Annotated in this window: 8 protein-coding genes and 1 pseudogene; 5 read left to right on the top strand and 4 right to left on the bottom strand. The window is 70.1% G+C overall.

From position 1 onward, the window contains the following. The first annotated feature begins 148 nt into the window (after positions 1 to 148). Both BW737_RS09145 and BW737_RS09140 read left to right on the top strand, forming a co-directional pair. A complete protein-coding gene (locus tag BW737_RS09145; RefSeq protein ID WP_143233355.1) occupies positions 149 to 1,342 on the top strand; it encodes a DUF2029 domain-containing protein in 1,194 nt (397 codons plus the stop codon). A 28-nt stretch (positions 1,343 to 1,370) separates the two neighbouring features. After that, complete coding sequence (locus BW737_RS09140; protein ID WP_086614161.1) at positions 1,371 to 1,934, top strand: hypothetical protein; 564 nt, start codon at positions 1,371 to 1,373, stop codon at positions 1,932 to 1,934. A 3-nt stretch (positions 1,935 to 1,937) separates the two neighbouring features. On the opposite strand, the gene BW737_RS09135 is transcribed toward BW737_RS09140, so the two are convergent. Together BW737_RS09135 and BW737_RS09130 are read right to left on the bottom strand one after the other, a co-directional pair. Then, the gene (locus BW737_RS09135; protein ID WP_086614162.1) at positions 1,938 to 2,912 is read right to left on the bottom strand and encodes an Fpg/Nei family DNA glycosylase; all 975 of its coding nucleotides are present in this window, start codon (positions 2,910 to 2,912) and stop codon (positions 1,938 to 1,940) included. A 44-nt stretch (positions 2,913 to 2,956) separates the two neighbouring features. Next, entirely contained in the window at positions 2,957 to 3,421 is a 465-nt protein-coding gene (locus BW737_RS09130) for a ribose-5-phosphate isomerase (RefSeq protein ID WP_086614163.1), read from the bottom strand. Positions 3,422 to 3,507: 86 nt separating this feature from the next. On the opposite strand from BW737_RS09130, the pseudogene BW737_RS09125 reads away from it, so the two are divergent. The 3 genes and pseudogenes from BW737_RS09125 (at position 3,508) to BW737_RS09115 (ending at position 8,900) form a co-directional block, all read left to right on the top strand. Continuing rightward, positions 3,508 to 5,627, top strand: a pseudogene (locus BW737_RS09125) (M13 family metallopeptidase). A gap of 1,213 nt (positions 5,628 to 6,840) precedes the next feature. Continuing rightward, positions 6,841 to 7,800: a hypothetical protein gene (locus BW737_RS09120; RefSeq protein ID WP_086614164.1), complete on the top strand. Its 960-nt coding sequence runs from the start codon at positions 6,841 to 6,843 to the stop codon at positions 7,798 to 7,800. Between the two features lie 23 nt (positions 7,801 to 7,823). Beyond that, positions 7,824 to 8,900: an LCP family protein gene (locus BW737_RS09115; protein WP_086614165.1), complete on the top strand. Its 1,077-nt coding sequence runs from the start codon at positions 7,824 to 7,826 to the stop codon at positions 8,898 to 8,900. Positions 8,901 to 8,951: 51 nt separating this feature from the next. On the opposite strand, the gene BW737_RS09110 is transcribed toward BW737_RS09115, so the two are convergent. Both BW737_RS09110 and BW737_RS09105 read right to left on the bottom strand, forming a co-directional pair. Further along, the gene (locus BW737_RS09110) at positions 8,952 to 10,055 is read right to left on the bottom strand and encodes a glycerate kinase (protein WP_086614166.1); all 1,104 of its coding nucleotides are present in this window, start codon (positions 10,053 to 10,055) and stop codon (positions 8,952 to 8,954) included. Between the two features lie 46 nt (positions 10,056 to 10,101). Then, a complete protein-coding gene (locus tag BW737_RS09105) occupies positions 10,102 to 11,022 on the bottom strand; it encodes a 2-hydroxyacid dehydrogenase (RefSeq protein WP_218961881.1) in 921 nt (306 codons plus the stop codon). Between the last annotated feature and the right edge of the window lie 26 nt (positions 11,023 to 11,048).

Below are 11,048 nucleotides of genomic sequence, written 5' to 3'. Positions count from 1 at the left end.
CGCCAATCACACCGCCCCCCATGGCGGCGGCCGCGCCTGCGGCACCCCGTGCAGGACGCTACCCCCCACACCGCCGGTGCGGCCCGCGCCGCCCACGCCCAGGCCTGTCAGCCCCCCGCGGCCCCGTCGCCCCGGGCCGGGCCGACGCTTGGGACTGGCGATTGTGGGCATTGCCTGCTGCTGCATCGCCGCGATTGTGCTGATCTGTTCGACCGGCCGCATGGGGCCACTGGCGGCAGGGGTCGCCATCGTCGGCACCATCACCGCATTGCTGGGGGCAGGCATCGTCATCAGCGCCCTGCGCGGGCGCCGCGGCGGCTGGATGACCGCCGCAGGCTGGCTCGCCGTACTGGTGGCCCTGCCCACAGTGGCAATCGGCGCCAACATGTCCGGAACTGTCCTAAGCGCGCGCGACTTCACGCACGGCGCCCCCAACAACACCGTCACGCTGACCTGGGACGATCTGGAACCGCAACTGGCCGCGGGCGACGGCAACGCGGACATGGTGGTGGACCTGGGCGACTACGCGGTGGGAAGCGTCGTCCTAGACCTGCGCGACATGCCGGCCGGTGCGGAGCCGCACACACGGGCGCGACTCAGCGTCGGCGTCGGCGACGTCAAGGTGCGCACGGCCACGGGCCAGAACCTGGCCGTGGACGCGGAGGTGGGCATGGGTGAGTTCACCGCCGACTTCAAGGACAACTGGCTCGCCGACGGCCAGCCGGTCAGCGACGGCGGCTACTGGCAGGAGGACCGCTACCGGGTCGATGGAACCAGCATCAACAACTACGGCGTCGCCCACTGGCAGGTGGACGAAACCACTTCGGTCACCTCGCCGGCCGCCCGGACCTCCGGAACCGCCCTCATGCTAGACATCGAGGTGGGCACGGGAAACGTTCGCATAGACGAGCAACCCAGCGAAGTTACCTGGTACGGAAACCAGAACAACGAGGTGTGGATCGTCTGGTACTGGGTGGACGCCGACGGCGACTCCCATGAGGAACTCCCGGTTCCCGGCATGACGCACGACGCGATCGACGACGACACTGCTTCTATCTGCGCGAACGCCGCGGCGGACGCCCGGGCTACCGAGGCCGCCACGGAGGACGGCGCGGAAGACGAGGATCCCTATGAAGACGACTATTGGGACGGCAGTTGGTATGACGTCTCCAGCCTGACGGGGGCCGGCCGGGAGGCCTGGGACAACTGCGTGAGCGAGGCCCTGGAGTCCGGCTCCAGCCCCATCGCCGACGCGCAGGCCGAGGCATCCGCCTCACCCTCGGCGCAGCCCTCCGGTGAGCCTTCGGCAGCCGCCACGGCCACGCCGACCGCGACTGACTGACTTGCGACCAGCTGTTTAGGAGATAACCATGAGCGAGAACACCAGCAACGCGGACGGCCGGCCCGCAGCGGCCGCGGACGTAACCGACGTCGCGGACACCACCGGAACCGAGCACAACGACACCACCGCCGTCCTGGATGTGAGCCCAGCGGAAGCGACCCGCAAGCTGGACGCCACCTCCCCCGACGCTCCCCCTACCGCCCCGCTGCCCCTGGGGGCGTCGGACTCACCCGACCCGGCCACCACCTGGCAGCTGCCGGCGGGTAAGCCGCCCGAGTCCCCGGGCCCGCAACCGCCTCATGACCTGCCGCCGCTCACCCCGGAGCGCGACGTCTGGAGCGCGCCGCGCAAGCACACCGACGCACAGGACAACGGCGTCACCTCCGGCTCGGCCCCGGGCGCACCGCGGGGCGTGCGGGCCGGCACCCTGGTGTGGGGGCTGATCCTGCTGGTGCTGGGAGGGTTGTTGCTCGCCGTCGCCGTGGGCGTGCAAGTCGACCCGGTCACCGCGGTGATTGTGCTGCTGGCGGGAATCGGCGTGGCGCTGTTGGTCACTGCGCTGCTGCCGCACCGCAGGGCAGACGGGCAGTAGCAGTCAGTAGGCCTGGCAGGCCGGACACCAGAACAGGCGCCGCCCGGCAACCTCCCGCTCCGCGACGCAGGTGCCGCAGCGCAGGCAGGGCCGCAGGGCCCGGTGGTAGACGTACCAGCGCCCGGCCTCCGCATCACCCTCGGGCAACGGCTCGGGCACCTCCGCGGCGTCGACCGTGGTGATGAAGCCGGTGGCGACCCCGTACTCCATTAGTGGCACCAGGTCGTCCCAAATCTCCTGCAGCCGCGCGGCACTGATCCGCTTGCCCTGCCGGAATGGGGACAGGCCGACGCGGAACAGGACCTCGGCACGGTAGATATTGCCGACCCCGGCCAGAATCGACTGGTCCATCAGCAGCTCACCTATGTTCCGCTTGCGGCGGCGAACGGCGGCGATGAACGCCTCGGGATCGGCATCGGGGCGCAACGGGTCCGGCCCCAGGCGACGGCGCACCGCGGCCACGCCGTCGGCATCCAACAGTTCGCAGGCGGTCGGTCCGGTCAGGTCCGCCACCCCGTGCTCCCCGGCGAGCCGCAGCCGGACGGCGCCGCGAGGTTCGGGCGGGGTCCACTCTCCGGGCGCGGCGGGGGCCGGCTGCTGCCCGTCGAGGCCGGACAAGGCGGAGCCGCCGCCGTGCGCGAGGGGCTGCTCGCCCCGCTCCCCCACTCTGCGGCGGGGCGCGCCGATGGAGTGGGGCGCGGTGAAGGCGCTGTCGCCGGCGAAGGTCCACGAGCCGTACAGGCCCAGGTGTATGCGCGTCCAGGTCACGTCCGGGGCATCCTGGGGAAGGTCGGCTACCGGCGCGAAGGCCACGAACAGCTGCTTGCCGTGTGCCTGCGCCCCCAGGAGCACCTGCCCGTTCAGGCGGGCGGCGCCGGCGGCGAAGCGTCCCTGCGGCGAGGACACTTCCAGGCGCTGGCCGCCATACAACTCGGTGAGGGCAGCTGCAAGGCGGTGGACGGTGTGACCTTCGGGCATACCGGGAACGCTACCTGCCGACTAAGGCGGCGTAGCGGGTGATCTCAATCCTGGGGATGGTTGCGGTGTGCCTCGTAGGCGGCCATCTGGTCGATGCGGTTCTGGTGGCGCTTCTCGCCGCTGAAGGGCTCGGAGATGAAGGCGTCCAGGATCCGCACCGCTTCCTCGGTGCTGTGCATGCGGGCGCCCAGCCCGGCCACGTTTGCGTTGTTGTGCTGGCGGGCGAGCCGAGCGACCTCCTCGTTCCACACCAGTGCGGCGCGCACGCCGTCTACCAGGTTGGCGGCGATCTGCTCACCATTGCCGGAGCCGCCGAGCACCACGCCCAGGCTGCCCGGATCGGCCACCACCGCCTCGGCGCAGGCGATGCAGAACTCCGGATAGTCGTCCATGCGGTCGTAGACGTAGCAGCCGTGGTCGATGACCTCGTGGCCGGCCTGCCGCCAGTGGTCGACGAGAATGCCCTTGAGTTCGAATCCAGCGTGGTCGGTGCCGATGTGAATGCGCATGAATGAATTGTGCCTCACGCGAACAAATCCGGCGCCCTCCAGCTGCGGATACGGGCGGATGTGCACCCGCGGGCTAGCGTTGCGCCATGACTGAACCGACCGCTTCTCCCGCCGACGCCCCGACGGCGCCCACCGACTCCGACGCCGCCGTGCTGGCGGGCGTGTATGACACCGCCGCCGCCGATGCCTCCGTGCGCCCGCAGGATGACCTGTACCGCCATGTGAACGGGACGTGGCTGGCGACGACGACGATCCCCGCCGACCGTCCGGCCACCGGTTCATTCCTGGTGCTGCGCGACGCCGCCGAGGCCGCCTGCCGTGACATTCTCGAGGAGCTGGCCGACGCCCCGCACGACGACGTTCCCACCACCTCCGCGGGCAAGCTCGGCGCGCTGTACGCCGCCTTTCTGGACGAGGAGCACGTGGAGCAGCTCAGTGCCGACCCGCTGATCCCCGAGCTGGAGCCCGTGCTCGCGGCGGCGGACAAGGAGGCGCTTGCCCATGCCCTGGGCGCCCACCTGGCCGCCGGCTTCACCGGGCCGGTAGCCATCGACGTCGAGGTCGACCTTAACGACCCGGACCGCTACACCACCTGGATGGCCCAGTCGGGCCTGGGCCTACCCGACGAGTCCTACTACCGCGAGGAGGACCGTGCCGAGATCCGCCGGGCGTACGTCGCCCACGTGGCACGTATGCTGGATTTGGCGGGTCTGCCGCAGCAGCTGGGGGCCGACGCCGACGCACTGGCACGGCGCATCATGGCGTTGGAGACCGCACTGGCCAAGGGCCACTGGGACGTGGTGGCCTGCCGGGACATCGAGAAGATCAACAACCCCACCGCCTGGGACGACCTGGTCGCCTCCGCGCCGCTGTTCCCATGGCAGGCCTGGCGCGAGGGCGTGAACGCGGCGGTGGCGGACGCCGGCGCGCAGCCCGGCATGCTGCTGGCCGAGACCATCGTCGAGCAGCCCGACTACCTGTCGCACCTGGCGCAGGTGTGGCACGAGATGCCGTTGGCCGACCTGCGTGCTTGGGCCGCCTGGCATCTGGTGCACGGCCGCGCCACCCTGCTCTCGCGGGACTTCGTGGAGGAGAACTTCGACTTCTACTCCCACACGCTCCAGGGGGTGGACGAGCTGCGGGCCCGTTGGAAGCGCGGTGTCGGCCTGATCGAGGGCACGCTGGGCGAGGCCCTGGGTGAGCGGTACGTCGCCCGGCACTTCCCGCCCGCCCACAAGGCGCGCATGGAGCAGCTGGTCGCCCGCCTGATCGAGGCCTACCGCCAGTCGATCTCCGCCCTGGACTGGATGAGCCCGGCCACCCGCAAACGCGCCCTGGAAAAGCTGTCCCTGTTCACCCCGAAGATCGGCTACCCGAGCAAGTGGCGCGACTACAGCGCCGTCACGGTGACGCCCGGCGACGTCGTCGGCTCGGTGCGCTCGGTGGAGGCCTTCGAGCTGGCCCGCTCCCTGCGCAAGCTGGGCGGGCCGGTGGACCGGGAGGAGTGGCACATGACCCCGCAGACGGTCAACGCCTACTACAACCCGACCATGAACGAGATCGTCTTTCCCGCCGCGATCCTGCAGCCGCCCTTCTTCGACCCGGACGCCGACGACGCCGTCAACTACGCCGGCATCGGCGCCGTGATCGGCCACGAGATCGGCCACGGCTTCGACGACCAGGGCTCCACCTTCGACGGGCACGGCAAGGTGACCGACTGGTGGACCCAGGCCGACCGCGAGGCCTTCGAGGCCCGCACCCATGCACTGATCGCTCAGTACGACGCCTACCGCCCGGAGGCATTGGTCGCCAGCGCGCAGGCCGAGGGCAAGGACGCCGACGCGTCCCGCATGTCAACGGGGAACTCACGATCGGGGAGAACATCGGCGACCTGGGTGGTCTGGGCATCGCGCTGAAGGCCTATGCGCTGGCCCTGGCGGACGCCGGGATCGAGTCGCTGCAGCAGGCGCCGGTAATCGACGATCTCACCGGCCTGGAGCGCTTCTTCTACTCGTGGGCACGCATCTGGCGCAACAAGAGCCGAGACGACTACGCCGAACTGCTGCTGACGATCGACCCGCACTCCCCCGCAGAGTTCCGCTGCAACGGGATTGTGCGCAACGTGGACGCCTTCTACGAGACCTTCAACGTAACCGAGGGCGATGCGCTGTGGCTGCCACCCGAGGAGCGCGTGACCATCTGGTGAGGCTTCGGGATGGGAGAGGCAGTGTGCATGACGACGTCGGCACGCCGCCTCTGCCGGTCGACGGCCCCGGGCCATGCATCGGCGTGTGACCGGCTCACGGTGACCTCCGCGCGGCTCGTGAGTCGACAGGAACACATGTCCATGGGAACCGACATATGAGGACTCCTCCCCGCCACCACCTGGCCTAGACACATATTCGCAGCTCTTCCGGTTTGAGGGTGTGGTGGTGGGTTGTCGACGTGATCGTGGTGTCTGAGCTTGGGCTATTGGTTGGTGTGGTTCGGGGATGTCGGGGTGATTACGGTCTGGCGGATAAGTCGGTGTTGTGCTTGGTGTTCGCGGGTTCTGTATGGCCACAGGGGACTGTGGGAGCACGGTGTCCCGTGGGTAAGCAGTCCTGGGCCGACCAGTCGGCTGCCTCGGCGGCAGGGGTGTTTCGCCGCCGGGGTGCCGGGCGTCGGCATGTTCCCGCCCCCGCCCGCCCGTTGCCGGCAAGGCGTGCATCCCAGGCGCTCGTCGGCGCCCCCTTCTTCCCCGGGTTTGGACCGCCAAACTGCGGTCGGACCCTCTAACTGCGGTTGGACCGCCTGTCTGCGGTTGGACCGCCTCAAACGCACTCTCAGAGGGTCCAAGCGCGGGAACCCGGTCCAAGCGCGGGAACCCGGTCCAACTGCGGGGACCCGGTCCAAACACCGAGGGGTTGACAACAGGCCTCCCCACAACCGAGGCGAAGCACCACGCTCGCGCCAACAACCCGTGATCGTTCGGCACGAGCTACGCTGCGAGGGTCGTGCTCGGGCGCAGGAGGTCGTACTCGGCTGGCCGGGTCGTTTTGAGGCTTGCGAGGACGTCTTCGGGCTCGCGAGGGCGTTCTCGGGCTGACAAGGTCGGTGCCGGGCAGGCAGGGACGTCGTCCTTGATCCACCAGGCTCCACCCTGAACACCCCACCCATCGCGCCACCAGGATGCGCGCGCCAATCATCACTCGGCGAACCGCCACCCGTCGGCCGCCACAGCCTCAAACACGAAGAGCCAGGCTCGGCGGGCCCTAGGTCCTAGCTTTGAGACTGATGCGACACGCGTGATGCCGCCTGGAACCAGAATCACAAACAGATCACACAAAAAGCGCTTGTCTCCAAACCGAGATCCAGGAAGGCTGGGCTCAGTCCGGCGCCGCCCCGCGCCGTAACCGTCTATCCCATCTGGAGGTTCCATGCGTCTCGGACGCTCCATCACCGCCATCGGTACCGCCGCACTCGTTGCCGCCGGCGCCGTCGTATCGACTCCGGCATTCGCCGACACCACCGATTCCGGCTTCACGCTCGACGCCCCCGACAGCCGCGTCGTCGACCCCAACTCGTCTATCACCGTAACCGGCTCCGGCTGCGGCACCTCGGAGAACCCGGGCGCAGTGGCCGTCGCCCTCACCAACAATGTGGACGGCTCCACCTACTCCACGCCCGTCACGGTCGACGCCGGTGCCGACGGCACCTGGACCGCCACCGTGGACCTGTCCGCCGCCGTCGCCGAGGTCGGTGGCGACCCCAACGTCGACCCGTGGTACATCGCGGCTCAGTGCACCACCTACAACGGTGACACGAGCGATACGGCCGGCGAGCGGATCATCCTGGACGGCACCGACTTCACCGGCAAGTACACGCTCAGCGGCGAGGCCGGCTCCCAGACCTTCAAGATCACGGCCTCGGGCCTGACCCCGGGCGAGACCGCCACCGCTGTCCTGATCCGCCAGGCCGACGCCGAGTCGGCCGACGCCACCCCTGTGGCCACCATCGGCTCCGGCACCGTTGACGCCGACGGCAACTTCAACGGCACCTTCCCCGCGCCCTCCGTCCCCGACGGAACCTACGTAATGCGCGTGACCGGCTCCCGCTACGGCGAGGGCGGCGACTCCACCTCCCTGATCACCGTCGCTAACGGCGCGTACAACCTCTCCGCCCGCGATGACAGCTCCGACGACACCGCCATCGCCCAGAACGACCCCACCACGACGACGGCGGATGACACCTCCGCGACCGTTGCGGTCGCTGTTCCGGCCAAGGCCTCCGGCAAGGAGCTGGCCAAGACCGGTGGTGAGGGCCTGGCCCCGGTCATCCTCGCGGCCGGCCTGCTCGCCTCCGGCGCCGTGCTGCTGCGCAGCCGCCGTCACGCCTGACTGGTGGCTAGTCTGCCCGGGTGATGACCTCCTCGCTAACTCGCCCACAACGGCAGGCATACTCGCCCGCGCACCAAGCGCTTTCCGCCTGGTGGGCGCGGGTGCGTGTATGGGGGCGCAGGCGTCCGCTGCGTGCCGCCGTCTGTACTGTCCTTGCTGTGCTACTGGTCCTCGGAGTGGGAGACCTATGCGTGTTGTGGACCCGCCTGGACCGCTTCAACGTCGATCTGCCCGGCCATGCCTCCGGGAGCGTCACCGCCACGGGGGACGCAGCGGAGACCTGGCTGGTGATCGGCACCGATTCGCGCACCGATCTGCCCGACGGGCCCGCCCGCTACGGCGGCGTCGAGGAGGTGGGCGAAGGAGCGCGCGCCGACGTCGTCGTGCTGGTGCAGCCGGCCGCCTCCGGTGTGAACGTACTGGTGCTGCCGCGTGACTTGATTGTGGCGCAGGGCCAGCTGTTCGCGGAGCGCCTCGCCACGTCCTTCCTGCAGGGGCCGCAGTACACGGTTAATGCCCTGTGCTCCGCCTACGGTGTGGCCGCCGACCACGTGGTCACCGTCGATATGGCCCAGTTCGCCGACATCGTTGATTCCCTGGGCGGGGTCGACGTGGCGATCGACGAGCCCGTACGCGACGCCTACTCCGGGCTTGAGATCGATGCCGCGGGCACGCAGCGCCTAAACGGCGTGGATGCCCTGGCACTGGTACGCTCCCGCCACCCGGAGGTGCAGCGCAATGGGCAGTGGGTGGCGCTGTCGGAGCAGGAGGGCGCAGAACGACGCAGCCGCTTCACCGGCGTCGTGATGCGCGCCGTCATGTCCGCCCTGTCGGAGCGAGCCCGTAGTCCTTTGGCACTCCAGTCGTTGGCATGGACGCTCACCGGAAACCTCGGGGTCGACTCCGGCACCGGTCTGCTGGACCTGGCCCGACTTGCCCGCGCCGTCAGCGGCTCGGGCGAGGGCGCTACCGCCGTCAACCTGGTGGAGGTTCCGGCAGGGCCCGTGGAGGACGGCTTCGCGGCACCGCCGACGGAGCAGACCTATGCCACCCTGGCCGCCTACGGGTACACGCCCGGCGCCTGCACCCCCGCCGACTGACTCGCCGAGATCGGTAGAAACCACGCATGGCGGCCCCGCACCGGCTGGGGATCAGCGGCGCAGGTAGTCGCCGACGGCGCGGCGCAGGTTCTCCTGGCCGTGGCGCAGGGCCTGCTCCAGGGGCTCGTCGGGCGGGCCGACCTTGACCAGGTCGCGCACCCCGTGCTCGAGCAGGTTCTCCGCCCCGTCCTTGATGCGCCCGGCGAAGACGACGCAGGGCACGCCCGCCCCGGCGGCGACGCGGGCGACCCCGGCGGGCGTCTTGCCCGCCAGGGTCTGGGCGTCCACGGATCCCTCGCCGGTCAGCACCAGATCAGCTCCGACTACGGCGTCGCCCAGGGCGACGGCGCGCGCCACCAACTCGACCCCGGGCTCGAGCTCGGCGCCGAGGAAGACCCGCAGGGAGAAGCCGAGTCCACCCGCGGCACCGGCCCCGGGCACGGCCGCCTCTTTCCCGTGTCCAGATACCCGGGCTACGTGGGCCAGGGCCCGGTCCAGAACCGACACCCACTCGGGGGTCACGCCCTTCTGGGGCCCGAATACGGCGGTAGCGCCGTCGGGGCCGGCGAGCGGGTTGGTCACATCACAGGCCACCTGGAAGCGGACTCGGGCGAGTTCTGGGAGCAGGCCGTCCAGGTCGATGGCGGCTATCCGTTCGAACTGCTCGGGGTAGGGCGTGACGGGTTCGCCGACGGCGTCGAGGAGTCGGGCCCCCAGGGCGGTGAGCATGCCCAGGCCGGCGTCATTGGTGGCCGACCCGCCAATGCCGAGGATGATGCGCCGGGCTCCGCGGCCGACGGCGTCCTTAATGAGCAGCCCCAGTCCGGCGGTGTTGGAGTGCAGGACATCCCGGTCGGCGGGGTCGATGAGCTCCAGGCCGGCGCAGCTGGCCACGTCCATGACAGCGCGGTCACCGTCGAGCCCATAGGCGGCCCGGATAGGCCGCCCCAGGGCGTCGACGGTGGGCACCGTGACGACCTCGGCGCCCCAGGCGGCGGCGATGGCATCCACGAAACCCTCCCCGCCGTCGGACATGGGCACCATGACCGTCTCGGCTTCGGGGTAGACGTCGTGCACGCCGCGTTGCATGGCCCGGGCGGCTTGCAGTGCCGTCATGTTCTCCTTGAAGGAGTCGGGCGCCAAAACGATCTTCACGGTGCTGTCCTTCCTCTCCGGTCGCGGCGGGGCCTCGGCGTACGCCTTAGGCAGTCTTCACCGGAGTGAGCGGCTCACGCCCGGCCAGCACGGCGAGAACATTGTCGACGGCGAGCCGGCACATACGGTCACGCGTCGCCTCACCCGCGCTGGCGGTGTGCGGGGTGAGCACCACCTGCGGCCGGGCGATCAGCTCGGGGTTGACGTGCGGCTCCCCCTCGAAGGTGTCGATGGCGGCGCCGCGCAGGTGCCCGGAGTCGATCGCCTCGATCAGCGCCTGCTCGTCCACGATGCCGCCGCGCGCGCAGTTGACCAGGTAGGCGCCCGGCTTCATGGCAGCCAGTGCCTCCCGGTTGATCAGGTGGCGGGTGGAGGGCAGCAGCGGTACGTGCAGAGAGACGACGTCGGCGCTCACCAGCAGTTCCTCCTGGCTGACGATCTCGACGCCCTCGACCGTGGAACCCAGCGGGCGGGTGGCATCGGTGGCGATGACACGCATGTCGAAGGCACGGGCGCGCCGGGCCACGGCCATGCCGATGCGCCCCAGGCCGATGATGCCCAGGGTGGCACCGGCGGAGATGTCCAGTCCGACGAACATGCGCGGCCCCCACACCCACTGGTTGCCCTCACGGATGAAGCGGTCGGCCTCGACGATGCGCCGCCCCAGGGCCAGGATGAGGGCGAAGGTGTGGTCGGCGGTGGCACCGTCCAGCACCCCGGGGGTGTTGGTTACCGTGACGCCGTGGCGGGCGGCGGCGGCAAGGTCGATATTGTCGAAGCCGACGGCCACATTGGCCACCACCTTCAGGCTCGGCCCGGCGGCCGCGAAGAACTCCTCGTCTATGCGCTCGGTGAGCGTGACGATGGCGGCGTCCTTCCCGGCCACCCCGTTCCAGCAGCTCCGCCCGAGCGGGCGGCGCCTCCTGGCCGACGTCGAAGCTGACCCCGGCATGGGAGTCCAGCTCACGGGTGACGGCGTCGGTCAGCAGCCGG

It is taken from the genome of Actinomyces ruminis (assembly GCF_002154335.2).
GTDB lineage: Bacteria > Actinomycetota > Actinomycetes > Actinomycetales > Actinomycetaceae > Actinomyces > Actinomyces ruminis.
Note: the sequence above shows the minus strand (reverse complement) of the source record. Positions and strands in the feature narration are given on the sequence as shown.

Coding starts and splice junctions, on each gene's coding strand:
- BW737_RS09140 (WP_086614161.1), top strand. CDS start 1,371: ATGAGCGAGAACACCAGCAACGCGGACGGCCGGCCCGCAGCGGCCGCG.
- BW737_RS09135 (WP_086614162.1), bottom strand. CDS start 2,912: ATGCCCGAAGGTCACACCGTCCACCGCCTTGCAGCTGCCCTCACCGAG.
- BW737_RS09130 (WP_086614163.1), bottom strand. CDS start 3,421: ATGCGCATTCACATCGGCACCGACCACGCTGGATTCGAACTCAAGGGC.
- BW737_RS09120 (WP_086614164.1), top strand. CDS start 6,841: ATGCGTCTCGGACGCTCCATCACCGCCATCGGTACCGCCGCACTCGTT.
- BW737_RS09115 (WP_086614165.1), top strand. CDS start 7,824: ATGACCTCCTCGCTAACTCGCCCACAACGGCAGGCATACTCGCCCGCG.